Source organism: Dokdonia sp. 4H-3-7-5 (genome assembly GCF_000212355.1).
GTDB lineage: Bacteria > Bacteroidota > Bacteroidia > Flavobacteriales > Flavobacteriaceae > Dokdonia.
Genome location: NC_015496.1, coordinates 842,813 through 868,640, shown reverse-complemented (window position 1 = coordinate 868,640; position 25,828 = coordinate 842,813). Strand labels below are relative to the sequence as shown.

Here is a 25,828-nt window from a genome sequence, read left to right as displayed (position 1 = left end):
AGGATTTATTTAAGAATCCCTTATAAAAACACCTAATAATATATGGAATCAATAATGATTTACGTGCCTATCGCACTAGCATTACTCGGGTTGATCTACATGCTCGTAAAAAAATCTTGGGTAATGAAACAAGACGCCGGAGACGGTAAGATGAAAGAGATTTCTGATCATATCTATGAAGGAGCGCTAGCTTTTTTAAATGCAGAGTATAAACTACTCACTATTTTTGTGATTATTGTAAGTGTCTTACTTGCAATTGTATCCTTTGTAGTTCCCACTACACACTGGCTCATTGTAATCGCATTTATATGCGGCGCTGTTTTTTCTGCTTTTGCAGGAAATATAGGAATGAAAATAGCCACAAAAACAAATGTGCGTACTACGCAAGCTGCAAGAACCAGTCTGCCTAATGCTCTTAAAATCTCCTTTGGTGGAGGTACGGTGATGGGTCTAGGAGTTGCAGGCCTGGCAGTATTAGGACTTACGGCGTTCTTTATCTTCTTCTTTCACTTTTTTATGGGAGGTGTTTGGACTAATACAATGGATATGACGGTAGTTCTTGAAACGCTAGCAGGTTTTTCACTGGGAGCAGAGTCTATCGCTCTATTTGCCCGTGTAGGAGGAGGTATTTATACCAAAGCAGCAGACGTAGGTGCAGATCTTGTAGGTAAAGTGGAAGCAGGTATACCAGAAGATGACCCACGTAATCCAGCGACTATCGCAGATAATGTGGGAGATAACGTAGGAGATGTTGCTGGTATGGGAGCAGATTTATTTGGTTCTTACGTAGCTACTGTGCTTGCGGCAATGGTTCTTGGGAACTATGTGATAAAAGATATGGGGGGAAGCATCACCGATGCTTTTGGAGGAATAGGCCCTATTCTATTGCCCATGGCAATAGCAGGTGTAGGGATCATTATTTCTATTATAGGTACTATGCTCGTAAAAATTAAAACTAACGATGCAAAAGAGTCCGAGGTGATGGGCGCACTTAATATAGGTAACTGGACTTCTATAGTATTAGTTGCTATCGCTTGTTTCGCACTTTGTAAGTGGATGCTTCCAGAAAATATGCAAATGGAATTCTTTGGAGAAGGGTTACAAGAAATATCTTCTATACGTGTTTTTTATGCAACCATCGTAGGATTAGTCGTAGGAGCGGTTATATCATCTGTGACGGAGTACTATACGGGCTTAGGTAAGTCACCTATTCTTAAAATTGTACAACAATCAAGCACAGGAGCTGGAACAAATATCATTGCAGGTCTTGCAACGGGTATGATTTCTACATTCCCATCCGTGCTATTATTTGCAGGTGCCATTTGGGCATCATATGCTTTTGCAGGATTTTATGGTGTAGCACTAGCAGCTTCTGCCATGATGGCAACAACGGCAATGCAACTAGCAATAGATGCTTTTGGGCCTATATCTGATAATGCTGGAGGGATCGCAGAGATGAGTGAGCAAGAGCCTATCGTACGTGAGCGAACAGATATTTTAGATTCTGTAGGTAACACTACAGCAGCTACAGGAAAAGGTTTTGCTATAGCATCTGCGGCGCTTACATCACTTGCTTTATTTGCAGCTTATGTAACGTTTACAGATATAGATGGTATTAATATTTTTAAAGCACCTGTTCTTGCAATGTTATTTGTGGGTGGTATGGTACCCGTAGTATTCTCTGCCCTTGCCATGAATGCGGTGGGTAAAGCAGCCATGGAAATGGTGGAGGAAGTACGCAGACAGTTTAGAGAGATTCCGGGTATCATGGAAGGTACTGGAAAGCCAGAGTACGATAAATGTGTTGCTATTTCTACCAAAGCTTCTTTAAAAGAAATGATGCTTCCTGGAGTTCTAACTATAGGTTTTCCATTAGTCATAGCCTTTCTACCTATGTTATTTGGCATGGAGCATAAAGCAATTGCAGAGATGTTAGGCGGTTATATGGCTGGAGTGACCGTAAGCGGTGTGCTATGGGCGATCTTCCAGAATAACGCTGGAGGCGCATGGGATAATGCAAAAAAATCTTTTGAAGCAGGAGTCGAAATTAATGGTGAGATGACGTATAAAGGTTCAGATGCTCATAAAGCTGCTGTAACCGGTGATACAGTCGGAGATCCATTTAAAGACACCTCTGGACCATCTATGAATATATTAATAAAATTAACCTGCCTTATAGGTTTAGTAATTGCGCCTATTTTAGGTGGTCATAGTGAAGATGGGCTTACTATTACTACTCAAGATGGAGCCGTTGTTGAGATTACTCAAGATGGTCGTATAGTAGAATCTAGAGAGGTACAAAAAGAAGTACGCTTCTCCATAGCCGAACAAAATGGACAATTTGTAGGAACAGTCACCACTATTACAGATGATAACGGGGATGTAACTACAGAGGTAAAGGAATTTACGGGTACAGAAGCTCAGGTTAAACAGCAAATGGATGACTATGAAAATGAAATAAGAAACTAACATCTAGGCAATTCAAAACTAAAGCGAGCCAATTAGGCTCGCTTTTTTATAACTAATTGGTATGGAGGTATAATAGTGTGTGTAATATAATTTCTTAACAAACCTTTATTGTCATATTAATATACTTTAACCTTCATCTCGGGTATTTTTATAAAAAACAAGATTATGATATTACCTAAGACTAAAGTACCTTCACTAGAAGTGCCTTTAATAAATGATACAAATTGGAAATTAAGTGAGCAGAATGCCGAAAATTTTACACTCATTATTTTTTATAGAGGATTACACTGTCCAGTGTGTAAAGCACAGCTTGAGGATCTGGCGTCACAATTAGATAAATTTACGGAGCGAGGAATAAATGTAATTGCCATAAGTGGAGATACAGAAAAGCGTGCAAAAATAGCTGGGAAAGATTGGGACGTTCCATCACTGCCTATTGGATATAACTTATCACTAGAAAAAGCTAGAGAGTACGGATTGTATATTTCTAAAGCAGTTTCAGATAAGGAACCAGATTACTTTACAGAGCCTGGACTATTTCTAATCAAGCCAGACGGAACACTTTTCTTTTCATCAGTGCAGTCTATGCCATTTGCAAGACCGCAATTTGATGACCTTCTAGGGGGGATTGATTTTATTATGAAAAAAGATTATCCTGCAAGAGGGGAGGTAAAAGATATTACAGCAGCAAAGTAAAATCCATACCTAAAATATTAAAAGGCGTACCATCTTATGTGTACGCCTTTTTTTTTGTATTGTTTAAGTTTACGCTTTCAGTGTGCTGAAGTTTATGCTGAGCCTGCCGAAGTACGAAAGCGTAATTTTATAAAAAACCACAAACTATGTTTTTTTCATCAAAGTCTGATCCCATACAGATAGACGGATACCAATCTTACGGATCATCAAATCACTTGTATTTAATAGGTAGAGCGCTTGAGCATGAGGGGGTAGATCTTAAGAAAACAAGCTTTCTCTCTACTCTAAAAAATGCTTACAAGCAATTTGATAGTGATGAGTTACGACATACAAAGTTAAAGGTGACACTGCCAGACAATAGGTCATTTTATACCATTACAGATACCGAAGGATATTTTAAAATTGATGAAAAGGTTGATGGGCTAGGAGTAATAGCAAATGATGAAGGCTGGCTACAAATGGTGATAAGTTTTGATGATGTCCAAAAGGGAATTACTGTGCTAGGAGAGAACAGATTTCCTATTGAGATGCTTATTCCAGCAGAGACAGCCTCTTATGGGGTGATAAGCGATATAGATGACACTATCTTACACACTGGTGTTGCCTCTTTATTAAAATGGAGGGTTATTATAAATACGTTTTTTAAAAATGTAGGGAAGCGCACTTCGCTGGAGGGAGCACCAGAACTCTATAGAAAATTACATAGAGGGAAATCTGGACAAGATGCAAATCCTATGTTTTACGTGAGTAACAGTCCGTGGAATTTATATAGTTATCTCGAGTCGTTTGTAAGAAATCAAAAATTCCCCAAAGGCCCTATTTTATTGAGAGATCTACGTGGTCCTTTTGAAAAAACGCCAAAACCAGAAAAGCCTCATAAACAGCATGAGATTAGAAATATATTAAATGCATATCCTAATCTTAAGTTTGTACTTATAGGAGATAGTGGAGAGCACGATGTAGATATTTATCTAGAAGTGGCTAAAGAATACCCAGAACAAATAATAGCTGTGTATTTGCGTAGTGTAAAGCACAAGAAAAAGGTGCTTAGAGTTAAGAGTGTTTTGAGTCAGTATGAGACTACTACTGCGGTACTAGTAGAAAAAAGTGCTTTTGCAGAGGAGCATGCAAGGTCCATAGGGCTTATAAAATAATAGAAAAAAAAACGACTACTTTACATAAAGTAGCCGTTTTTGTGTGTTGTTAAATTGCTTTGTGACTACTGTCTTTCAAAACGTAATTCTTGATTTGTTGTAGATGTTCTATCTGTACTTACGTCTACATCCATAAATTCTATTCTCAATTGGCTATTGTTAAATAAAGTCACATCACCTGTGCTATCACCGTCAAAAGTTATTGTTTGTTCTGCATCGTTTACAGTATAACTGCCTGTATCAGAATCGACAATTATTTCAGTTTCTTCTACTGGGTCGTTGTTTTCTAGTTGAGTAGTTGTTGTTAAACGGTATTGGAAGTTAGTACTATAAGTTCCGTTTGCGTTAAAAACGATGTTTGATGATCCAAAGGTGTCACCTACCTCAGTGATAGTTGTCGTAGCCGTCCCTCCTGTTACTTGCTGTTCTATTACCTCCTCACTTTCAAAAAATGTGAAGGTATATGTTCCTTCAAGAAGTGCTGGAGTTAATGTAGGTCCCGCTGGTGTACCGTCATCATCATTACCACAAGAAATAGCCATTACGGAAATAGCAAGGATTAAAATAAATTTAAGATTTTTCATAATATTTGTTAGTTTTTCAAGGCGCAAAACTAGGCTATTTAATTCAATTAGAAAAGCATTTTACAGATGTATAGAAATACATTTCTATGTGTAAATAACTGAAATTAAGCAAGTAGTAATGTTGTTTTAACTCTAGAAAAGACCGTTTAACTCGGCATCTATTCTATTAATAATATCTCCTAAGTCTTCAGGATTATCTACAAAGTTAATATTATCTACGTCGATAATGAGAAGCTTCCCTTTTTTATAACCATGTATCCAGGCCTCATATCGTTCATTAAGACGACTTAAGTAATCTATAGATATAGAATTTTCATAATCTCTCCCTCTCTTATGTATTTGTGATACTAGGTTAGGAATAGAGCTACGTAAATAAATCATCAAGTCTGGTGCATCTACCACACTTTCCATCAAGTCAAATAGAGACTTGTAGTTGTTGTAATCACGATTAGTAAGAAGACCCATCGCATGAAGGTTAGGAGCAAAGATGAATGCATCTTCATAAATAGTACGATCTTGAATAATCGTTTTGTTACTATCTTTTATGTCTAGCAATTGTCTAAAACGGCTATTTAAAAAGTAAATCTGAAGATTGAAAGACCAGCGTTCCATCTCATTATAAAAATCATCTAGATATGGATTATCCACTACATCCTCATATTGCGGAGTCCATTTAAAATGTTTAGATAAAAGTTTAGTTAAGGTAGTTTTACCTGCTCCGATGTTACCGGCAATTGCAATGTGCATGTTAAGGTTTTTTAGGAAGTTTTAGTCGGAAAGCAGCTAACTTTTGACCGATGTAAAGATACAGGATTTCGCCATTCAACGAAAGTTGTTTTATGGTAAAATCTGGAGTTTTCAATGCTATAAATTCATTAGATTCTTTTGGCTTATAGTGTAATTTACCCTGTGAGAGCAAGATAAGAGCACCGTCACTTTGGGAAATGAGTGTAATGTCATTAAAGTCTTTTTTACTTAAAAAACTTCCATAGTTATTATAATGAAATAACCCAGTTTCATTTCCTACCCATACAAAATTATAATTAGTTGCTACCGTTATAGCGTTCACTGGCATAGGTGGAAATTGTGTGGTTATTTGATTTGTATTCCAGTCAAAAATCTCAAGTTGTTGTAGGTCTGTATTAAATACCCATAAACGTCTATCACCATTTGTCGCAACATGACTTATGTTTCTAAAGTCATCTATGGCAGAAAAATTAATGCGGGTAATCTCACTCAATGTATTGTCTAGTATTACTGCGGTATTTGTAGCTTCATAAAACACACTTATTTTAAGAGGATTAAGAATATCAACCGAAGTGATAGCACCTAGCTGTAGTGCTGTAAATTGATAACCTTCATTAACATCATCTTTATATAAAACATCATTTTTGATATGGTACAGCGCATTAAAAGGATCAACACCTATAAAGGCATCAGTATCGAGTGTCACCTCATTAATCTTTTCTAAGGTGTAATTCTGGCTAGTTACCGTGATGGTGGCAAGCAAAAGTAATATGTTAATCAGTTTATGCATTAATGAGCAAAGTACAAAAATCTAGCCGTTATAGTTAATACCTTTGTAAGGTGAAAAAGGATATTGAAAATAGAGAAGATGTATATACACTTGTAACCACTTTTTATGGTCGGATACGTAGTGATGTTTATTTGGGACCTATTTTTAATAAACACATTACAGACTGGCCACACCACTTTGAGCATCTCACAGATTTCTGGGAGGGCAATTTATTCTTTAAAAAGATTTTTACGGGAAGACCTTTACAAACGCACAAACGTGTAGATAGGGATGAAGGCTACACTATAAATGAGCAACACTTTGGTGTGTGGCTTAATCACTGGGTACAAACGGTAGATGAGCTATATGAGGGCGAACTGGCAGAGATGGCAAAGTTTAGAGCTCGTAAGATTGGCACCTTTTTTCTAGTAAATATGTTTCAAGCAAAGCCTTCACACTAGCAGATGAGCTTATAGCCGTATCCACGTACGTTTACGATTTCTATAGTAGCGTCGTCCTTTAGTTTTTTTCTAAGTTTTGATATAAAGACGTCCATGCTTCTTGCAGAAAAGAAGTCATCATCACCCCATAATTTCTTAAGAATAAGTGATCGGTCTAGAACGGCATTACGATTTTTATGAAGATGAAATAGTAAATGAGCCTCTCTATGGGTTAACTTTTGTACGCTTCCGCGAAAGCGTAATTCTTGCCTTGTGAAATCAAAAATATAACTACCGATGGTAATAGCCTCAGCCTTTTGTTGCAATGTTTTACGTTGTAGTAAATTCTGAATTCTTACAATAAGCTCTTCTACGCTGAAAGGTTTTTTGAGATAATCATTACCGCCTATACTAAACCCCTCAACCACATCTGCTGTTTGAGACTTTGCAGTGAGAAATATTATAGGAATCTCATCATCTTGTTCACGAACCTCCTTTGCCACAGTAAACCCATCCTTTTTAGGCATCATCACATCGAGCACTAAGATGTCAGGCTTTTTAAGTTGGTATTGATTTATCGCTTGAACACCATCTGTGCAGAGTGTTACATTAAAGCCACGACTCTCCAGACTTTCTTTTACAATGAGTCCAAGTGCTGGCTCATCTTCTGCGAGTAAGATATAAGGTTTAGTCATTACCATTTGGAATTGTAATTTTAAATGAAGTTTGTGGAACAGTAGACACCTCTATGGAACCATTATGTTTTTCAATAATAGTTTTGGTGTAGTATAGTCCTATCCCAAAACCTTTTACATCATGAGTATTTCCTTTGGGCACGCGGTAAAACTTTTCAAATAATTGAGATGCTTGATCTTTTGTAAGTGCTTTTCCTGTATCTGTAATCGACAAGTGGATGTTACTATTTGTATTACTTATTGCTATGGTTACTGGTGGTTTACCGTATTTAGTGGCATTATCTACTAGATTATCAATAGCATTTTCTAGATGAAAAACATCTACCGTAGCCCATATTGAAGATGTTGAACTTTTAAGTGTTATAGGAATCTCAGGTGCAATTTCTTTATATTTTTTAATCAAATGTTCAAGCACTTCCACTAGGTTGCAACGCTCTTTTTTCAACGATAAATCTTCTTTGTCTAATGTTGCGGTGTCTAGAATGCGTTCCACCATGGTATTAAGTTTACCTAGCTGTGTGGTAGACATGGCAAGGTATTTCTCTGTTTTTTCTTTGTCGTTTTCTTTGTTAAAATGCTGTATGCCTTCAATAGCTGCGCTTATAGTGGCTATAGGTGTTTTAAATTCGTGGGTGATATTGCTTATAAAATCATTTTTAATCTCGGCGAGTTGTTTTTGTTCTCGTATAATTTTGAGTAGGTATAACAGTGAGGATATAACTGCAACCATTAACACAAAGGAGAGTAAAATCCCTAACAGGTTACGTTTCAGGATAATGGACGTAACATCATTAAAACCAACGGATAAAATACTCTCTGATGGCAGAAGTTTTGATGTAGCGATAACATTGAGTTGATAAGTTGGGTCTACATATTTTGGTGATCCAGGGATTACTTTAGTTATAGTATCCCCTTTTGGGGAGTAGGTAAGGCTATGTGCTTTCCTATCAATACCGATAGCTTTGAGTTGATTTACAACAATGGTGTCAAGTCTTTTTACATCTATTTGATCATCTTTAAAAGAGACAATAATTTTTGTCGTAAGATCTGTAAGAGCACTTAAACGAGTTGTGTCTCTAATGATTGAGTCTAAGGCTTTTTGATCACCTTCTCCTTTTTTCTTGTTATTTCTTAAGACGTTTTGCTCGATTCTATTGTATAAAGAATCAACGACCTCTTGATTATCACCAGTGATTTTCCACGACGTTCTTCTAGAAGAATTAGGGGAAACTTTCTCTAGGGTTTTTGAAAAACGCTCCTCAACTTTTAATTTAGATTTATTTATGATACTATCAATTTGATGAGGACTGGCTCCTTGAATCGATAAAAAGCCATTTGCATTTGAGGTGTCATTTATTGTGATACCTGTTACACGTTTGTTAATGGTATCAAGGCTTTTTATCCAAGAGGAAATACCAGTTCTAATACCGTCAGTGTCTGGGGTGTCATCTGAACTATATAAACCTAAAGTATTTCTAATAGCTACTTCCTCGTAGTAAGCATCTACTGCTTGATTGAGAGATAATTGTACTTCTCTTTTAAGTTGTTCTTTTCCAGACTCATAATTTTTATAGTTCCAATAGATCTGTATAGCAAGAGTTATGAAAATAACAGTGGCTATTGAATAAATGATATAAGTGTATCTATTTGATTTCATAATTCAAAGATGCTTTATAAGGAACTTTAAAACAAATCGGTTAACACTCGTTAACGGTTGTTAACTCAAATAGCCGATGATCTTCTCCATATTTGTACTGTTCAATAAACAAACATTTTAAAATCAATCTATTATGAAATCTATGAAAACGGTTATTGCAATTTGTTTTATTTTAGTCGCTACTGTGACTTCGGCTCAAAACACAATAAATTTAAAAGATAGTACTCTGACTGTTTCAGAAAAGAGACAGGAGGGTAGCTCACTTAAGTTGCTTGTAAAAAGTTTAAAACAGATAGGAGAAGAAGATATTCTTTTTCACAAGGACAGTCTCAAGCATTACAAGAGTAATGTATCTACCACATACAAAATAAAAGATACTACAGACAATTTTAAGCGTGTATTAAGAAGATTTAAAGACAGCACGCATCAACCTGAAGTTTCTTACCATATACACATAAAAGATACGATTACGCTTGAAAATTTTAAAGATCTCCAGATCCCAGAATTTGAAAGTTTGAAAGAAAATTTACGCAGCTTTGTCACTACACTTCAAGAAAGTTCAAAGTTAAAAGAGCTAGCAGCCGCTTTAAAAAAGCTCAAACATTCAAGTGATTTAAAAAATTAATAAAGATTAAACATCAAATAAGGATGAAAACAACAATCATAACGGTAATTATATGTATGTGCGCTTTCGCGAAAGCAAACTCACAGCAATTAAGTGGTGTAGCAACCTATCAATCACAACGGTCTATCGATCTAAAGCTAGACGAAAACAAGGCAAAAAATGTTTCGTCAGAAATGCAAAAAGAAATAGAAGAACAATTAAGAAAGCAATTCCAGAAGGAGTATATACTCACTTTTAAAGGTAAAGAGTCTTCATATCAACAAGAAGAAAGTCTTGCTGTACCTACACCTTCTTCAAATGGAATAAGCATTACTGTGACCGGAGATAAAGGAGTGACATATCGCAATCTTGCAGAAAACCTCCTTTTAAAAGAAAGTGAAATTATGGGGAAACTTTTTTTAATAAAAGATTCTCCCAAAAAACCAGAATGGGTTCTAGAAAAGGAGGTGAAAAACATAGGAGTATACACTTGTTTTAAAGCTACTATCTCTGAAGAGTATGAGCAGCCATCTTTTAATGAAGAGACAGGAGAGGAGGAGGAGTCTGTGACTAAGACTAGAACAATCACTGCATGGTACACACTAGATATACCTGTAAATCATGGCCCGGATGAGTACTGGGGATTACCTGGCTTAATACTAGAAGTGAGTGATGGTAAATTCTCACTTATGTGTACAAAAGTAGTTTTGAACCCAAAAAAGGGAGTGCAAATAGTACTGCCAGAAAAAGGTAAAGAGGTTACCAAAGATGAATTTAATAAGATTCAAGAAGAAAAAATGGACGAAATGATGGAGCGTCAAGGAGGTAAAAGAGGAAAGAATGGTAGTCGTGTGTTTACAACCACAGAAATCATACGCAACTAGAGTTCTTAAAATTTTCTTAAAATTTGAATACCTTTCAAACTATGCGGTACTTTAAAAGTCTAAAGTATAAATAATTAGAAATATGACTCTTAAAATATCTCAGTGGTTGTGTGTTGCGTTTGTAACGCTTACAATAAGTACAGCCGTTCAAGCACAGAAAATAGAAGGTGTTGCAACTTACCAAACCAAGACTACGATAGATATGTCGCGCTTTAATCGTGGTGGGCAACAACTAACAGAAGCTCGTAAAAAACAGATTGCAGAGCGCATGAAAAGCTTTTTAGAAAAGGAATATACACTGAGCTTTAATAAAGACGAGTCTTACTATAAGGAGGAAGAACAACTTCAAGCACCTGGACAAGGTGGAGGTGGACGTGGTTTTGGAGGAGGATTTACTCAAGGAGGGATTTACTCTAACCGTGCATCAAATGATTATGCTCGTGAAAATGATATGATGGGTAAGATTTTCTTAGTAAAAGACACCTTAAACAATTTAAACTGGGAACTCGTAAAAGAGAGTAAAGTAATAGGGCAATATCCAGTTTTTAAAGCGGTAGCGACTAGAAATATCGAGCAGAACATGTGGAGTCGCATGGGAAGAGGAGCGAGACAAGGGCAGAGAGATCGTGAGAAAAAAGAAGATAGTACAGCTACTGCTAGTACAACAAGCGACATTGAAATAGCAGAAGAGGAACCTAAGACAGAAACTATAGTTGCTTGGTACACACCTATGATCCCTGCGAGTCACGGACCAGATGAGTTTGGTGGTTTACCAGGACTCATTTTAGAGCTTAGCACAAACAATACGACTATCCTTTGTACAAAAGTGGTACTTAATCCTAAGGAGCCTATTGCTATCGAGCCTCCTGTAAAAGGGAAAGAAGTGAGCAGGGAAGAATACCAAGTCATCGTTGAAGAAAAAGCAAAAGAAATGGCAGAACGTTTTGGCGGAGGTAATAGAAGAGGGCAGCAAGGAGGAAGACGTTTTTAAAATTACGTAGACTTTCATTTTAATGAAATTATAAAAAGCTTATCAAAATATGAAAGCGAGCAAACAATAACATCAATCAATATAATGATCATACCTTATATCTTTTGATAACAGGTGTGACTAATCCAACCAATCCAAATGATACTAAAAAAAATAATTTTGGTAATGCTTCTCGCATTACCCTTGACGCTCTTTGCCCAGTCTATAACGCTTAGAGGCGTTGTAAAAGATTCAATAGGGTCGCCACTTGAATTAGCAAATATCATCGCTACAAATAAAGCCGAAGGTACATTAGAATCTTATGGTATTACCGATGCATCAGGACGCTACCGCCTTGACCTTACTACAGGGATCACCTATGATATTAAAGTGAGTTACTTGGGATTGCAATCTGTAAATGAAGAAATAAACGTTGCTCAAGATGCCCAAGATATTACTAAAGACTTTACGTTAAAGGAAGATCCTAATCAGTTAGATAATGTGGAGTTGGTATATGAGATGCCTGTTACCATTAAAGGTGATACTATTGTTTATAACACGGATAGTTTTACAAATGGAAATGAGAAAAAGCTAGGTGATGTACTCAAAAAGTTACCAGGGATAGAGGTTAATGATGATGGACAGATAGAGGTAGAAGGAAAGGTTGTCTCTAAGGTGATGATTGAGGGTAAAGATTTTTTTGATGGAGACTCTAAACTTGCTACAAAAAATATCCCTGCAGATGCACTTAAAAAGGTTGAGGTTCTTAAAAACTATAATGAGGTCTCTCAAATGCGAGGTCTAGGTAATGATCAAGATAACGTCGCGATTAATATACGTCTTAAGGAAGGTAAAACAAATTTCTGGTTTGGAGATCTTACAGCAGGTGCTGGTGATGGAGAGAAGTTTAGATATTTAGGTAAAGCAAAACTATTTTACTATAGCCCTAAAGGGAGTATTAATATTATAACAGATTTTAATAATACAGGAGAGGTTCCATTTACGTTTAGAGACTACTTTAATTTTACCGGAGGTTTTAGAAATTTTAATCAGCGAGGTGGGACTTCTTTTAATGTAAGTGATGGTGGTCTAGGTTTTCTTACCACTCAAAATAATCGTGCAAACGAGATTGAAACGGGTTTTGCAGCGGCCAACTTTACATATACGATTAACCCGAAATGGGATATAAGCGGTCTTGCGTTACTTTCAGATAACAAGACAAACTTTGTAAATAACTCGCTAAATACATTTATCAATCAGGGATTTACACAAGGTTTCAATGAGAGTACAGATCAGCGCAATCAGTTAGGTATGGCAAAACTGAGTTCTGTATATAAGCCTAACGCAAACTTGCAGTTTGATTATGATGTGCTCGTAAAAAAGTCCAAGCAAACAGAATTTTCAGACGGTACTAGTATCGTAACACGAGATGGAGCTGTACAAGAAGATGTGGTAGATCAAGACAAGGAGAATGAACCATTTTCTATCAATCAGAATGTAAATCTGTACTACACACTTGATGAGAACAACATATTCTCAGGGACTATCCAGCATTTGTATCAAGATGAAGATCCGTTTTATAATGCTACGCTTTCTCAAGAGCCATTTACAGCGCCTGACCCAGCAGATATGACAAATGAAATAAGCGCTATCGATTTTATGCCTGGTGCAAATGGTCTTTTTGATATCAATCAAAACAAAAATATCAAAACCAATAAGCTAGACGCAAAATTAGATTACTATTACATCCTTAATAAAAAGAGTAACATTAATATTACTGCAGGAACAACCTTAAGTCGCCAAGACTTTAATTCTAATCTATTTCAAATTTTAGAAACAGGAACGGTAGATGATCTTACCGAGACACTAGATGGTACTATTATAGGTAACGATGTTGCATTTAACTTTAGTGATGTGTTTGTAGGACTTCACTATAAACTTAAAACGGGAATTTTTACAATTACTCCAGGATTGACATTACATAATTATACTACAAAGAGTGAGCAACTAGGCACAACAACAGAAGATAGTGATGTGAGACTACTGCCAGACTTATTTACGGTATTAGATTTCTCTCAAGGGAAAAGTTTACGAGTAAACTACCAGATGACAGCGCAGTATACAGACGTAAATAATTTTGCCGAAGGCTTATTATTTAATAACTACAATAGTTTATATCGTGGTAACAGAGAGATAGAAAATGCTATCTATCACAATGCAAGTATCAATTACTTTAGCTTTAGCATGTTCAACTTTACGAGTCTCTTTGGAGGAGTAAATTATTCTCGCAGAGTAGATCCTATAAAGACTTCTGGGTCATTTGTAGGGATAAACCAAGTAGCTAGTCCAGTAAACAACACAAACTTTGCAGATGAGACATTAAGTGCTAACGCACGTTTCTCAAAACGTTTTAAGAAGTGGAAACTTAACGTGAGTGCAAATGGAAGCTATAGTGATCTTAATAACATTATCAACGGTGAAGATAGAAACACAAAAAACCTAACACAGAATTATAGAGCAAGTGCAGAGACAAATTTTAAAGAAGCGCCAAATTTTGAAATAGGTTACAACTTTACAAGCACAAACTCTGATAATGGTGTGACAGATAGAACCTTCTTTACAAACAGACCTTTTGCAAACGCAGAGTGGAATTTCGGTAAAGGCTTTACATTAGGTGCAGACTGGAGTCTTTATAATTATGATGATAATGATGATAGTACAGAGATTGATAATATGTATTCTTTTCTAGAAGCAAACTTGTATTACCAGAAGCCAGATAGTCAGTGGGAGTTCCGTATACAGGCTACAAATCTCTTGAATGTGGACACCATTTCAAGTAACAATGTAAATGATTTTACAATCTCAAATACAGAGTATTTTGTGCAACCTAGAATCGCAATGTTTACGGTGAAGTATAATTTATAACGAGTATGCTAAGGCTTGTGGCTATCTAGCTCGTTAAAAGTCTTTTAAATTGAAGGATTAAGCTTTCGCGAAAGCGTAACTTTAAAGAAAAAAGCTATGAAATATCTCTTAGCCTTACTGATCACAACTACTATGAACACGACAACACTCTCTTTTAATTTTGGAACCTCTTGTGATAATTGTGATGACTGGTTCGTCGTTCTGGACGGTGTTATGGGAGGATTATCTACAGGCGAGGTGGAGCAATCTGCAGAAAGTATCATCTTTCGCGGAAGCGTAAGTCTTGAGAATAATGGAGGTTTTGCATCCTTGAGAACTCCGTATCAATCTTATGACTTATCGCCATATACCAAAGTAACTGTGCGATATAAATCTACAGGGCAAGACTTTGCACTTACGCTCAATAAGTACAAAAGATTCTGGAGACCGAATTATAGAATCAATTTGCCGATAACAGAAGGTGAGTGGAAAACTGTCACTTACAATCTTTCAGATTTTGGAACATATAGACTTGGTGAACCTTTGGAAGGTCACCCAGACAAAGATGACCTAGCATCAATCATTCGCCTCGGACTGATCTCAAATACAAAAGCTGCTACAGATTTTGAGATTGAAGTAGATAAAATCGTATTCGAGTAATTACATCTAAGTCATTTCGAGCTTGTCGAGAAATCACATAACAGTGAGAAGACTAAGTAATTGTAATTGGAAATCAGTCGTCATTTCGAGCCTGCCGATAAATCAGATAATAGTGGGAATGCTGGGTAATTGTAATTGAATGTCATTTGTCATTTCGAGCCTGTCGAGAAATCTCATAACAGTGAGCGCATGCGAGTGATAATAAATCTAACGCATCGCTATTATGAAAACACAAAAACAAAAAAGGGAGCCATTAGGCTCCCTTTTTTAAACATATAAGTCAACTATAGGTTGAAAGCTTCTTTTACTTTCTCTACATAATCAAGTTTTTCCCAAGTAAATAATTCTACTTCGATATTCTTTTCTTTACCGTCAAAGCTCTTGAAGGTTTTTGTAACTACTTCGTTTGTACGTCCCATGTGTCCGTAAGCGGCAGTCTCGCTATACATAGGAGAACGTAGCTTTAACCTGCTTTCAATAGCAGCTGGTCTCATGTCAAATAGTACAGTAACTTTCTTTGCAATCTCACCATCAGATAAGTTTACTTTAGAAGTACCGTATGTGTCTACAAAGATGCCCATAGGCTCTACAACACCAATAGCATAAGAAACTTGAACAAGAATTTCATCTGCAACTCCTGCAGCAACAAGATTTTTTGCAATGTGACGTGTTGCATAGGCAGCAGAGCGATCTACTTTTGATGGATCTTTTCCAGAAAAAGCACCACCTCCGTGAGCTCCTTTACCACCATAAGTATCTACAATAATCTTACGACCTGTAAGACCAGTATCTCCGTGAGGTCCACCTATTACAAACTTCCCAGTAGGGTTAATGTGATACTTAATATCATCATTAAAAAGGTTTGCAATATTTTCTGGTAATAAACCTACTACGCGAGGTATTAAAATATCTTGAATATCTCCACGTATGCGACCTAGCATTGCTTCGTCTTCATCAAAATCATCATGCTGTGTAGAAACTACAATAGCGTCAATACGTTGAGGTACGTTTTCATCACTATACTCTATAGTCACCTGCGCTTTTGCGTCTGGGCGTAAATAAGTAATCTCGTCATCTTCACGACGTAGGTTACCTAGTTCAATAAGCAACTTATGAGAAAGCTCAAGTGCCAGTGGCATAAAGTTTTCTGTCTCCTTAGTAGCGTAGCCAAACATCATTCCTTGATCTCCTGCTCCTTGCTCTTCCTTAGTATCGCGATCTACACCACGATTAATATCGTCAGACTGCTCGTGTATGGCAGATAATACACCACAAGAGTTTCCGTCAAACATGTATTCACCTTTCGTATAACCTATTTTGTTAATGGTTTCACGAGCGATTTTTTGAACATCTAAATAAGCACTAGATCGTACTTCACCAGCAAGTACTACTTGTCCAGTGGTAACTAGGGTCTCGCAAGCAACTTTAGATTGCGGATCAAAAGCGAGAAAATTATCAATAAGTGCATCAGAAATCTGATCTGCAACTTTATCTGGGTGTCCTTCAGAAACAGATTCTGAGGTAAATAAGTAAGCCATTTTTTAATTTTTTGTCAAGAAGTAGATTTGACGTATGCTGGGTAGAAACATAACATAAGAAACGTTAAAGTCTTACGTTTGATTTTAGCCATTTTTTATTGAGGTTGCAAGCAGTCAAATCTGTCCTCGTAATTTTGGCACAAAGGTAAAGAAACTTTAATAATATAAACAATCCATTATCCTACCAATTTAGTAGGGTTATGTTATTGTTTTGTGAAAATTTGAAGAGCAAATTTAAAGCTCTCATAACCTAGATTAGAATATTATACTGTAAAAATAATTTAAGCTGAATATTTTACTGAAATAGTGGTTTTAATAAAACTTTTTAGAAAAAAATTCTAAAAAGTTTGTTTTTGTAGATTTGTTTTTACAATATTTGTGCTCACAAAGTTCAATGACAGTTCAGATTTTCGCGAAAGCGCATTAATGAACAGAATAAATGTTATCAAGAAAGGCTGAGGGAATGACCCTATGAAGCCTTAGCAACCCTTTCACTTAGAAAGAAGGTGCTACATTCTACCCAAGAATCGCTCATTACCGAAACTTGAGGATAGATAACATCGAGCAAGTACCTCACGGGTATGCGCTTATGTTTTTTCTTATAATATTTTTCTTTAAACATTTCCTCGACCTTGAGATAAGGGTTCGTATTGGAAATATTTGGCTTTTGTTTTTAATCCGTTCACACGAAGTGAATGGCTAAAATTAATCCTAGTAGTACTGGGACAAAAAAGAGAAAAATGAGTACACAAAAATTAGCAACCAAAGCGTTGCACGCAGGACACGATTATGCAGCAAATGGAGGAACTCGAGCGGTGCCTATCTACCAGAGCACGGCTTATGTTTTTAAAGATGCAGACCATGCAGCAAACCTATTTAACCTGTCTGAGCCAGGTTTTATTTACACACGTCTCAATAATCCAACAAATGATGTGCTGGAAAAGCGCCTTACAGACATAGAGGGCGGACTAGCAGCTGTCGTGACCGCCTCAGGAACTGCGGCCATTAACACGACTTTACTTACGTTACTAAAGCAGGGAGATCACATTGTAGCTTCTAGTAGTCTTTACGGAGGCACATGGAATCTTCTCAGTGTGACATTACCTCGCTTTGGGATTACAACAACATTTGTAGATCCTTCAGATCCTAAAAATTTTGAGAAAGCAGCCCAGGAAAATACGAGAGCTTTCTTTGTAGAGTCATTAGGTAATCCTAAGCTTGATGTATTAGATTTAAAAGGTATTTCCGCTTTCGCGAAAGCGCACAAAGTCCCTTTCATTGTAGATAACACCGTAGCAACACCAGCGCTACTCAACCCATTCGAGCACGGTGCAGATATCGTGATTCACTCTCTTACAAAATACATAAATGGTAATGGTACCGCACTAGGCGGAGTTATTATAGATGCAGGTAAATTTGACTGGAGTAACGGTAAATTTCCAGAATTTACAGAGCCTTCCGCAGGATATCATGGCCTAGTTTACTGGGATGTGATTAAGGAAGCATCGTTTATTGCTAAGGTGCGTATAGAAGGATTGCGTGATCATGGTGCCGCTTTGAGTCCATTTAATGCATTCCAAATCTTACAAGGTTTAGAAACACTAGAACTTAGGTTGCAGAAACATTCAAAAAATGCGCTTGAACTTGCAGAGTGGTTACAAACTCGTGATGAGGTGGCATGGGTAAACTATCCAGGTCTTGCTTCTAGTAAGTACAACGACCTTGCAAAACAATACTTGCCTAAAGGACAGAGTGGGATTGTGACCTTTGGTGTAAAAGGAGGTTTTGAGAGTGCAAAAACAATTTCAAATGAAACTAAACTTTTCTCACTGCTAGCAAATATAGGAGATAGTAAATCGCTCATAATTCACCCTGCAAGTACAACCCATCAACAGCTTAGTGATGAGGATCAAGTAAGCACAGGCGTGACTAAAGATTTAATACGTCTTTCTGTAGGTCTTGAGGATATAGCAGATTTAAAAGAAGATCTCGTAGCAGCATTTGCGCGAGTAGATAAAAACGTCTTAGTGTAATTAATCTTAGTTAATTAATTAGTGCGGGAGTCCCCTATTCATAGGGACTCCCTTTTTTAACTTATAGATAGGCTATGCTTTTACACATTGATTTACAAGATTTTAAAACACACTCGGGATATACGTGTCATTTACATGTCACGTATCAATTATTTGGTGAGCCATTAGGTACAGCGCCTGTCGTGCTAGTAAATCATGCGCTTACGGGAAACTCTTCTATAACTGGAGAAAACGGTTGGTGGAGTGACTTGATTGGTGTAGATAAAGCGATTGACACAAGTTGCTATACCATACTTGCCATGGATATTCCTGGGAATGGTTATGATAATAATCAAAATCATCTTGTGCTTAATTATAGAGCATTTACTAATAGTGATATTGCAAAGGTTCAAATTGCCTTACTTGAGCATTTAGATATTAAAAAACTCTTTGCCATTATAGGAGGTTCGCTTGGTGGTCAGATTGCTTGGGAACTTGCAACACAAAGGCCTAATCTTGCAGACCATCTTATCCCAATAGCGACAGACTGGAAAGCGACCGACTGGGTGATTGCGCAATGCCACATTCAAGATAGTTTATTAAATCATTCTCAGAAACCTATCTATGATGCACGCATCCATGCGATGACTTTTTATCGTACGCCTGCCTCTTTTAAAGAAAAATTTAATCGCACTAAAAAAGAAGCTTCTTTATATAATATTCAAAGTTGGCTAGATCATCACGGTAAGCGATTATCAGAACGATTTTCTATTGCTTCTTATAAATTAATGAATCAATTATTGCTTACGGCAGATATTACAAAGGGTAAACAAAGCTTTAATGAAGCAGTGAGCCAACTTACAGCAAAAGTGCACCTTGTCGCAATAGATACCGACGGACTTTTTCTAGCAGATGAGATATATGACACTCACCTTGCGCTACAAGAAACTGGAATTACGTCTAGCTATCATGAAATAAATTCCATCCATGGTCACGATGCCTTTTTAATTGAATACGAGCAGCTCGCTGCTATCGTACAACCTATTTTTCAAAAACAGTTATGTCACAAATAAATATAGTCATCTTTGGGATCGGTAATGTGGGGAGCACCCTCATCACGCAGATCACAGATTTTAATAAAAAAACTACAAATAGAAAGCTCAACATTTTTTGTATTGCAAATTCTAAGTTGGCGCTATTTAAAGATAACGTCACCTCTGGTTGGAGTTCTAATTTTGAGACCGCAGCGCAGCCTTATACGCTAGATGATATTTACGCTTTCGCGAAAACAATAAAAGAACAAAACGATAATGAGCACACGCAGGAACAAGAATTTGTAGCAGTAGATGTAACGGCTAGCGCAACCTTTGCAAATAACTACATAGACCTCGTAGAGCATGGTTTTCATATCGTGACGGCAAACAAAGTTGCAAACACACTGTCATACGATTTCTATAAAAAGTTGAGAGCATCTCTTACACTTAATAAGAAGAAATTTGGTTACGAAACAAACGTTGGAGCCGGATTACCAATTATAGAAACCATTAAAAACCTCTATGAAAGTGGAGAAGAGATCCATAAGATACGAGGAGTCTTTTCTGGATCATTAAGTTACTTGTTCAATAATTTTTCTAAGGAAGATAAAGACTTTTCAGATATACTACTAGAAGCAGACGCGCTTGGACTTACCGAGCCAGACGCAAGAGAAGACCTTTCAGGGAAAGATGTTGCTCGCAAGCTATTAATTTTAAGTAGAGAGATAGGCCTTGGAAAGGAGTTTGGAGATGTAAAAATTCAATCTTTAGTGCCTAAGGAACTTAATGGAAAAACTACTTTATCACAGTTTCGCGAAAGCGTAAAAACACTTGACACCATTTTTACAGAGAGTAAAAGTAAACTTTCAAAACACGAAGTGCTACGTCACGTGGGAGAACTCAATGTCAAAACGCAAGAACTCGAGGTAAAACTAGTACAAGAATCTAAGTTTACAGCACTAGGTCAAACGCAAGGGGCAGATGCTGTTTTTGAGATTTATACCGCTTCATATGGAGATCAGCCGCTTGTGATTCAAGGGGCGGGAGCTGGTAAAGCGGTTACGGCAAGAGGTGTTTTAAGTGATATAATTAAAATAACGCAAAGCCTTAATTAATGAGCAAGCATCACCCAGAAACACTTGCTATACGCACGCAACTTGAGCGCTCTGTGCATCAAGAGCATGCCGCGCCGGTATATCTCACTTCGAGTTTTGTATTTGACAGCGCCGAAGAAATGAGAGCCTCTTTTGCCGAAGAAAAAAAGCGTAACATCTACAGCCGTTACACAAATCCTAACTGTGCAGAGCTGGTGGAAAAAATCTGTTTGCTAGAGGGAGCAGAGCAAGGCGTGACTTTTGCCACTGGGATGAGTGCTATTTTTAGCACGTTTGCTGCCTTACTTGATAGTGGTGATCATGTCCTTTCGGCGAGAGCGATTTTTGGGAATACGCACACATTATTTACAAAACATTTACCTAAATGGGGAATCACTCATACCTATTTTGATATTACTGAGCTAGACGAGATCTCCTCAAAAATACAACGTAACACAAAAATTATATACGTAGAGTCTCCCACAAATCCTGCTACAGAAATTGCAGACTTAGAACGTCTGGGAGCGCTTGCGCAAAAGCGTAATCTCATATTTATAGTAGATAATTGTTTTGCAACACCGTATCTACAGCAGCCTATACGCTATGGAGCAGACCTTGTAATACACTCTGCGACAAAATTACTGGATGGGCAGGGACGCACCATGGGAGGAATCACCGTGGGAAGTGCGCAGTTAATAGATACAATATATCGATTTGCAAGGGTAACGGGACCTGCATTATCTCCATTTAACGCGTGGACAATTTCAAAAAGTCTTGAGACACTAGCGGTGCGCGTGGAGCGTCATTGTAAAAACGCGCACAAGCTTGCTATATCGCTAGAATCTCACGGTAAAGTGAAGCAGGTGCGCTACCCATTTTTACCATCGCATCCACAGCATAAACTTGCTCAAAAGCAAATGAAAGCTGGTGGGAATATTGTTACCATTGAGATACACGGAGGTTTAGAAAATGGACGTGACTTTCTAGATGCTATCACAATGTGTTCCCTCACTGCAAATCTTGGAGATACTAGAACAATCGTAAGTCATCCCGCAAGTACTACTCATGGAAAATTGTCAAAAGATGAGCGTGAAGCCGTAGGAATCACTGATGGGTTAATCCGTATTTCTGTGGGTTTAGAACATATTGAAGATATTAAAAGTGACATTTTTCAAGCTCTTAATCAATTATGAAAAGCCAACTCACACGCGCATTACAAGAAAGAATCTTGGTTCTTGATGGGGCTATGGGAACCATGCTGCAAGCATATAACTTCTCTGAAGAAGATTTTAGAGGAGAGCGCTTTAAGGATTTTCACCTCTCTGTAAAGGGTAATAATGATATGCTGTCTCTCACACAGCCTGCTGCGATTGCAGAGGTGCATCGCAAGTATTTTGAAGCAGGAGCAGATATTGTGGAGACTAATACCTTCTCAAGTACGACTATCGCAATGGCAGATTATGAGATGGAGGAGTACGTGTATGATTTAAATTATGCTTCCGCGAAAATTGCTAAGGAAGTTGCTCAATCTTTTACAGAAAAAGAACCGCACAAACCACGATTTGTAGCAGGAAGTATAGGGCCTACAAACAAAACAGCAAGCATGTCTCCAGATGTAAATGATCCAGGCTATCGTGCAGTGAGCTTTGAAGAACTCAGAGTAGCTTATAAACAACAAGTAGAAGCCTTGCTAGATGGAGGTGTGGATATGTTACTTGTAGAAACGGTGTTTGATACCCTTAATGCAAAAGCTTGTCTTTTTGCAATAGAGGAAGTAAAGGAAGAACGCAACTCAGGCATACCAATTATGGTGAGCGGTACGATTACCGATGCCTCGGGACGTACGCTTTCTGGGCAAACAGCAGTAGCTTTTTTGATTTCTATCTCTCATATTCCACTACTTAGTGTTGGCTTTAATTGTGCACTAGGAGCTTCTCAATTACAACCACACCTCGAAGCCATTGCAAATGTTACTAACTACGGGATTTCTGCTCACCCTAATGCGGGCTTGCCTAATGCCTTTGGTGAATATGATGAAACACCAGAACAAATGGCGACGCAGATTAAAAAATATATCGATAAAAACCTCGTGAACATAGTGGGTGGTTGTTGTGGCACTACACCTGCTCACATTAAAGCTATTGCTCAACTTGTAGAGAATGTAACACCTAGAAAATGTAAGCTATAATGAATGTGACTCCCAGATATATGCGTCTTTCAGGCTTAGAGCCACTAATAATTACTCCAGAAAGTAATTTTATAAATGTGGGCGAACGTACAAATGTAGCGGGTTCAAAGAAATTTTTACGGCTTATAAAAGAAGAGAAATTTGACGAGGCGCTATCTGTAGCTAGAGATCAAGTAGAAAATGGTGCGCAGATTATAGATATCAATATGGACGACGGCCTTATTGATGGAAAGGAGGCGATGGTTAAGTTTTTAAACCTCGTCATTGCAGAGCCAGACATCTCTCGTGTTCCTATAATGATAGACAGTTCAAAATGGGAAATTATAGAGGCTGGTCTTCAAGTCGTACAAGGGAAGTGCGTAGTAAATTCTATAAGTCTTAAAGAGGGTGAGACGCATTTTATAGAGCAAGCAAAAAAAATAAAACGATACGGCGCTGCCGTAGTCGTCATGGCTTTTGATGAGGAGGGACAGGCAGATAATTATAATCGTCGTATCGAGATTTCAAAACGTAGTTACGAGATTTTGGTTAATGAAGTCAATTTTCCACCAGAAGACATCATTTTTGATCTTAATATTTTTCCAGTGGCGACGGGAATGGATGAGCATAAACGCAATGCCATTGATTTTATAGAGGCTACGAGATGGGTGCGTGAGCATCTTCCACATTGTTCTGTAAGTGGTGGGGTGAGTAATGTTTCTTTTAGTTTTAGAGGTAACAACGCAGTGCGCGAGGCTATGCATTCTGTGTTTTTATATCATGCGATAAAGGCCGGGATGAATATAGGTATTGTAAACCCTGCTATGCTGGAGATTTATGATAACATTCCAGAAGATTTGCTAGTGCGTGTAGAAGATGTAATTCTCAATAGAAGAGATGATGCCACAGAACGATTATTAACATTTGCAGAAACCGTAGGCCAAAAAGAAATTACAGAAAAGGAGGCAGAAGCCTGGAGAATAGAAGATATCCAAAGTCGTATCACCAGAGCACTTGTAAAAGGAATAGATGCCTATATTCTAGAAGATGTAGAAGAAGCCCGCTTATCTGTGGATGTTCCTATTAAAGTGATAGAAGGTCACTTGATGACGGGGATGAATGTAGTGGGAGATTTGTTTGGAAGTGGGAAGATGTTTTTGCCACAGGTGGTTAAATCTGCTAGAGTAATGAAGAAAGCCGTTGCCTATTTGTTACCATTTATAGAAGAAGAAAAACTTAAGAATGGAACCTCTGGTCAAAGTCAGAGTGCTGGAAAAGTACTCATGGCAACCGTAAAAGGAGACGTACATGACATAGGGAAGAATATTGTTTCTGTAGTACTTGCTTGCAATAATTATGAGATTATTGATCTTGGCGTAATGGTCTCACCAGAAAAAATCATTCAGACAGCCATTTCCGAAAATGTAGATATCATAGGCTTAAGTGGTTTAATTACGCCTAGTCTTGATGAGATGGTATATCTAGCTAAGGAGTTGCAACGTCTAGATATTAAGATACCGGTGTTAATAGGCGGTGCAACCACGAGCAAAGCCCACACCGCTGTAAAAATTGACACTCATTATAACAATGCTGTTGTACACGTAAATGATGCCAGTAGAGCAGTGACTATTGTAGGTGATTTATTAAAGAAAGACTCAAGTATCCTTTTTAAAGATCAATTAAAAGATGAGTATGCACGCTTTCGCGAAAATTTTAACTCAAGACAACGTATCAAAGAATACGTAACGATTGAGCAAGCCAGGGAGAATAAATATCAAATAGATTTTAAAGCCGAAGATATTGTAGCTCCAAACCAACTAGGTGTACAAGTAATGGAACATTTAGATCTCAAGAAACTGGTGCCTTTTATAGATTGGAGTCCGTTTTTCAGAAGTTGGGATTTACACGGTAAGTATCCAGAGATTTTGACAGATGAGGTGGTAGGAACACAAGCCAGCGAACTTTTTGCAGACGCACAACAAATGCTCCAGCAAATCATTGCCGAAAAATGGCTTACTGCCAAGGCGACTTTTGGACTATTTAAAGCAAATGCAAACCATCAAGATGATATCATAATTCCCCCAACCCCCGAAAGGGGCTTTAAGCAAGATGATAAAAAGTCTCCTTTCGAAGCTGGAGGAGTCATTTTCCGAACGCTACGCCAGCAATCCAAAAAGGCAGCAGGAAAGCCAAATATTTCACTGTCAGATTTTATAGCACCGCTCGATAGTGGTATTCAAGATTATATAGGCGCCTTCTGTGTCACGACAGGATTTGGAACAGCCAGAAAGGCAAAAGAGTTTGAAGATGCACTAGATGACTATAGCGCCATTATGATTAAAGCACTTGCAGACAGACTCGCCGAAGCCTTTGCCGAATATTTACACAAGGAAGTACGCACAAAGCACTGGGGCTATGCCACCAGAGAAGCACTAGCAAATACAGATTTAATTAAAGAAAAATACCAAGGAATACGTCCAGCGCCAGGTTATCCGGCTTGTCCAGATCATTTGGAGAAAGAGACTATCTGGAAGTTGCTTGGTGTGGAAGAATCAATTGGTGTTTCACTTACCGAAAGTTTGGCAATGTGGCCTGCGGCAAGTGTAAGTGGTTATTATTTTGGGCACCCTGAGGCGAGGTATTTCGGACTAGGAAAAATAAAAGAAGATCAAATAAAGGACTATGCGAGCCGCAAAAATATTGCTTTCGCGAAAGCGGAAAAATGGCTCACCCCAAATATAGCAGAGTAG

The 25,828-nt window shown here is 37.6% G+C and carries 21 protein-coding genes and 1 riboswitch; of the genes, 15 read left to right on the top strand and 6 right to left on the bottom strand.

Annotation, left to right across the window (positions count from 1 at the left end; all coding sequences use genetic code 11):
- The first annotated feature begins 42 nt into the window (after window positions 1-42).
- The 3 genes from KRODI_RS03850 (at window position 43) to KRODI_RS03840 (ending at window position 4,319) form a co-directional block, all read left to right on the top strand.
- Window positions 43-2,469, top strand: a complete 2,427-nt coding sequence (locus KRODI_RS03850; RefSeq protein ID WP_013750261.1) for a sodium-translocating pyrophosphatase — start codon at window positions 43-45, stop codon at window positions 2,467-2,469.
- Between the two features lie 165 nt (window positions 2,470-2,634).
- A complete protein-coding gene (locus KRODI_RS03845; protein WP_013750260.1) occupies window positions 2,635-3,165 on the top strand; it encodes a peroxiredoxin-like family protein in 531 nt (176 codons plus the stop codon).
- A 146-nt stretch (window positions 3,166-3,311) separates the two neighbouring features.
- On the top strand, window positions 3,312-4,319 hold the full coding sequence (locus KRODI_RS03840) for an App1 family protein (RefSeq protein ID WP_013750259.1): 1,008 nt from the start codon (window positions 3,312-3,314) through the stop codon (window positions 4,317-4,319).
- Window positions 4,320-4,384: 65 nt separating this feature from the next.
- Here KRODI_RS03840 and KRODI_RS03835 read toward each other — a convergent pair whose 3' ends face one another.
- From KRODI_RS03835 to KRODI_RS03825, 3 genes are all read right to left on the bottom strand, one after another.
- Window positions 4,385-4,903 (bottom strand): hypothetical protein, encoded by a 519-nt coding sequence (locus tag KRODI_RS03835; RefSeq protein WP_013750258.1) that lies wholly within the window; start codon window positions 4,901-4,903, stop codon window positions 4,385-4,387.
- A 132-nt stretch (window positions 4,904-5,035) separates the two neighbouring features.
- Entirely contained in the window at window positions 5,036-5,650 is a 615-nt protein-coding gene (locus tag KRODI_RS03830) for a deoxynucleoside kinase (RefSeq protein WP_013750257.1), read from the bottom strand.
- Window position 5,651: 1 nt separating this feature from the next.
- Complete coding sequence (locus tag KRODI_RS03825; protein ID WP_148235981.1) at window positions 5,652-6,413, bottom strand: hypothetical protein; 762 nt, start codon at window positions 6,411-6,413, stop codon at window positions 5,652-5,654.
- A gap of 77 nt (window positions 6,414-6,490) precedes the next feature.
- On the opposite strand from KRODI_RS03825, the gene KRODI_RS03820 reads away from it, so the two are divergent.
- Window positions 6,491-6,880, top strand: coding sequence for a group III truncated hemoglobin (locus KRODI_RS03820; protein WP_013750255.1), 390 nt, complete (start codon window positions 6,491-6,493; stop codon window positions 6,878-6,880).
- Here the strand turns inward: KRODI_RS03820 and KRODI_RS03815 are convergent.
- Both KRODI_RS03815 and KRODI_RS03810 read right to left on the bottom strand, forming a co-directional pair.
- Window positions 6,877-7,554 (bottom strand): response regulator transcription factor, encoded by a 678-nt coding sequence (locus KRODI_RS03815; RefSeq protein WP_041295788.1) that lies wholly within the window; start codon window positions 7,552-7,554, stop codon window positions 6,877-6,879. The two genes, KRODI_RS03820 and KRODI_RS03815, sit on opposite strands and share 4 nt — an antisense overlap.
- On the bottom strand, window positions 7,547-9,211 hold the full coding sequence (locus KRODI_RS03810; RefSeq protein WP_013750253.1) for a sensor histidine kinase: 1,665 nt from the start codon (window positions 9,209-9,211) through the stop codon (window positions 7,547-7,549). Before KRODI_RS03810 ends, KRODI_RS03815 begins: the two co-directional genes overlap by 8 nt.
- Window positions 9,212-9,344: 133 nt before the next feature.
- Between KRODI_RS03810 and KRODI_RS03805 the strand changes: the two genes are divergently transcribed.
- The 5 genes from KRODI_RS03805 (at window position 9,345) to KRODI_RS03785 (ending at window position 15,233) form a co-directional block, all read left to right on the top strand.
- Window positions 9,345-9,836: a hypothetical protein gene (locus tag KRODI_RS03805; RefSeq protein ID WP_013750252.1), complete on the top strand. Its 492-nt coding sequence runs from the start codon at window positions 9,345-9,347 to the stop codon at window positions 9,834-9,836.
- Between the two features lie 23 nt (window positions 9,837-9,859).
- Window positions 9,860-10,699, top strand: coding sequence for a GLPGLI family protein (locus KRODI_RS03800; protein ID WP_013750251.1), 840 nt, complete (start codon window positions 9,860-9,862; stop codon window positions 10,697-10,699).
- An 82-nt stretch (window positions 10,700-10,781) separates the two neighbouring features.
- Window positions 10,782-11,690: a GLPGLI family protein gene (locus KRODI_RS03795; protein ID WP_013750250.1), complete on the top strand. Its 909-nt coding sequence runs from the start codon at window positions 10,782-10,784 to the stop codon at window positions 11,688-11,690.
- A gap of 165 nt (window positions 11,691-11,855) precedes the next feature.
- The gene (locus tag KRODI_RS03790) at window positions 11,856-14,594 is read left to right on the top strand and encodes a TonB-dependent receptor (protein ID WP_013750249.1); all 2,739 of its coding nucleotides are present in this window, start codon (window positions 11,856-11,858) and stop codon (window positions 14,592-14,594) included.
- Between the two features lie 96 nt (window positions 14,595-14,690).
- On the top strand, window positions 14,691-15,233 hold the full coding sequence (locus KRODI_RS03785; RefSeq protein ID WP_013750248.1) for a CIA30 family protein: 543 nt from the start codon (window positions 14,691-14,693) through the stop codon (window positions 15,231-15,233).
- A 284-nt stretch (window positions 15,234-15,517) separates the two neighbouring features.
- On the opposite strand, the gene metK is transcribed toward KRODI_RS03785, so the two are convergent.
- Window positions 15,518-16,771: a methionine adenosyltransferase gene (metK, locus tag KRODI_RS03780; RefSeq protein WP_013750247.1), complete on the bottom strand. Its 1,254-nt coding sequence runs from the start codon at window positions 16,769-16,771 to the stop codon at window positions 15,518-15,520.
- A gap of 439 nt (window positions 16,772-17,210) precedes the next feature.
- Window positions 17,211-17,332, top strand: a riboswitch (SAM riboswitch).
- A 179-nt stretch (window positions 17,333-17,511) separates the two neighbouring features.
- Between metK and KRODI_RS03775 the strand changes: the two genes are divergently transcribed.
- The 6 genes from KRODI_RS03775 (at window position 17,512) to metH (ending at window position 25,828) form a co-directional block, all read left to right on the top strand.
- Window positions 17,512-18,804 carry an O-acetylhomoserine aminocarboxypropyltransferase/cysteine synthase family protein gene (locus tag KRODI_RS03775; protein ID WP_013750246.1) on the top strand — a complete coding sequence of 431 codons (1,293 nt, stop codon included), beginning with the start codon at window positions 17,512-17,514 and terminating at the stop codon, window positions 18,802-18,804.
- A 74-nt stretch (window positions 18,805-18,878) separates the two neighbouring features.
- Entirely contained in the window at window positions 18,879-19,856 is a 978-nt protein-coding gene (locus KRODI_RS03770; RefSeq protein WP_013750245.1) for an alpha/beta fold hydrolase, read from the top strand.
- The gene (locus tag KRODI_RS03765) at window positions 19,844-20,932 is read left to right on the top strand and encodes an aspartokinase (protein ID WP_013750244.1); all 1,089 of its coding nucleotides are present in this window, start codon (window positions 19,844-19,846) and stop codon (window positions 20,930-20,932) included. Before KRODI_RS03770 ends, KRODI_RS03765 begins: the two co-directional genes overlap by 13 nt.
- Complete coding sequence (locus KRODI_RS03760; protein WP_013750243.1) at window positions 20,932-22,104, top strand: trans-sulfuration enzyme family protein; 1,173 nt, start codon at window positions 20,932-20,934, stop codon at window positions 22,102-22,104. The genes KRODI_RS03765 and KRODI_RS03760 overlap by 1 nt, the downstream gene beginning before the upstream one ends.
- Complete coding sequence (locus tag KRODI_RS03755; protein WP_013750242.1) at window positions 22,101-23,099, top strand: homocysteine S-methyltransferase family protein; 999 nt, start codon at window positions 22,101-22,103, stop codon at window positions 23,097-23,099. Before KRODI_RS03760 ends, KRODI_RS03755 begins: the two co-directional genes overlap by 4 nt.
- Window positions 23,099-25,828 (top strand): methionine synthase, encoded by a 2,730-nt coding sequence (gene metH / locus KRODI_RS03750; protein WP_013750241.1) that lies wholly within the window; start codon window positions 23,099-23,101, stop codon window positions 25,826-25,828. Before KRODI_RS03755 ends, metH begins: the two co-directional genes overlap by 1 nt.

What these genes read in the sequence shown, in the direction of transcription:
- KRODI_RS03850 (WP_013750261.1), top strand. Translation starts at nt 43, where the DNA reads ATGGAATCAATAATGATTTACGTGCCTATCGCACTAGCATTACTCGGG.
- KRODI_RS03835 (WP_013750258.1), bottom strand. Translation starts at nt 4,903, where the DNA reads ATGAAAAATCTTAAATTTATTTTAATCCTTGCTATTTCCGTAATGGCT.
- KRODI_RS03810 (WP_013750253.1), bottom strand. Translation starts at nt 9,211, where the DNA reads ATGAAATCAAATAGATACACTTATATCATTTATTCAATAGCCACTGTT.
- KRODI_RS03840 (WP_013750259.1), top strand. Translation starts at nt 3,312, where the DNA reads ATGTTTTTTTCATCAAAGTCTGATCCCATACAGATAGACGGATACCAA.
- KRODI_RS03755 (WP_013750242.1), top strand. Translation starts at nt 22,101, where the DNA reads ATGAAAAGCCAACTCACACGCGCATTACAAGAAAGAATCTTGGTTCTT.
- KRODI_RS03800 (WP_013750251.1), top strand. Translation starts at nt 9,860, where the DNA reads ATGAAAACAACAATCATAACGGTAATTATATGTATGTGCGCTTTCGCG.
- KRODI_RS03770 (WP_013750245.1), top strand. Translation starts at nt 18,879, where the DNA reads ATGCTTTTACACATTGATTTACAAGATTTTAAAACACACTCGGGATAT.
- KRODI_RS03775 (WP_013750246.1), top strand. Translation starts at nt 17,512, where the DNA reads ATGAGTACACAAAAATTAGCAACCAAAGCGTTGCACGCAGGACACGAT.
- KRODI_RS03845 (WP_013750260.1), top strand. Translation starts at nt 2,635, where the DNA reads ATGATATTACCTAAGACTAAAGTACCTTCACTAGAAGTGCCTTTAATA.
- KRODI_RS03785 (WP_013750248.1), top strand. Translation starts at nt 14,691, where the DNA reads ATGAAATATCTCTTAGCCTTACTGATCACAACTACTATGAACACGACA.
- metH (WP_013750241.1), top strand. Translation starts at nt 23,099, where the DNA reads ATGAATGTGACTCCCAGATATATGCGTCTTTCAGGCTTAGAGCCACTA.
- KRODI_RS03830 (WP_013750257.1), bottom strand. Translation starts at nt 5,650, where the DNA reads ATGCACATTGCAATTGCCGGTAACATCGGAGCAGGTAAAACTACCTTA.
- KRODI_RS03760 (WP_013750243.1), top strand. Translation starts at nt 20,932, where the DNA reads ATGAGCAAGCATCACCCAGAAACACTTGCTATACGCACGCAACTTGAG.
- KRODI_RS03765 (WP_013750244.1), top strand. Translation starts at nt 19,844, where the DNA reads ATGTCACAAATAAATATAGTCATCTTTGGGATCGGTAATGTGGGGAGC.
- KRODI_RS03815 (WP_041295788.1), bottom strand. Translation starts at nt 7,554, where the DNA reads ATGACTAAACCTTATATCTTACTCGCAGAAGATGAGCCAGCACTTGGA.
- KRODI_RS03795 (WP_013750250.1), top strand. Translation starts at nt 10,782, where the DNA reads ATGACTCTTAAAATATCTCAGTGGTTGTGTGTTGCGTTTGTAACGCTT.
- metK (WP_013750247.1), bottom strand. Translation starts at nt 16,771, where the DNA reads ATGGCTTACTTATTTACCTCAGAATCTGTTTCTGAAGGACACCCAGAT.
- KRODI_RS03805 (WP_013750252.1), top strand. Translation starts at nt 9,345, where the DNA reads ATGAAATCTATGAAAACGGTTATTGCAATTTGTTTTATTTTAGTCGCT.
- KRODI_RS03790 (WP_013750249.1), top strand. Translation starts at nt 11,856, where the DNA reads ATGCTTCTCGCATTACCCTTGACGCTCTTTGCCCAGTCTATAACGCTT.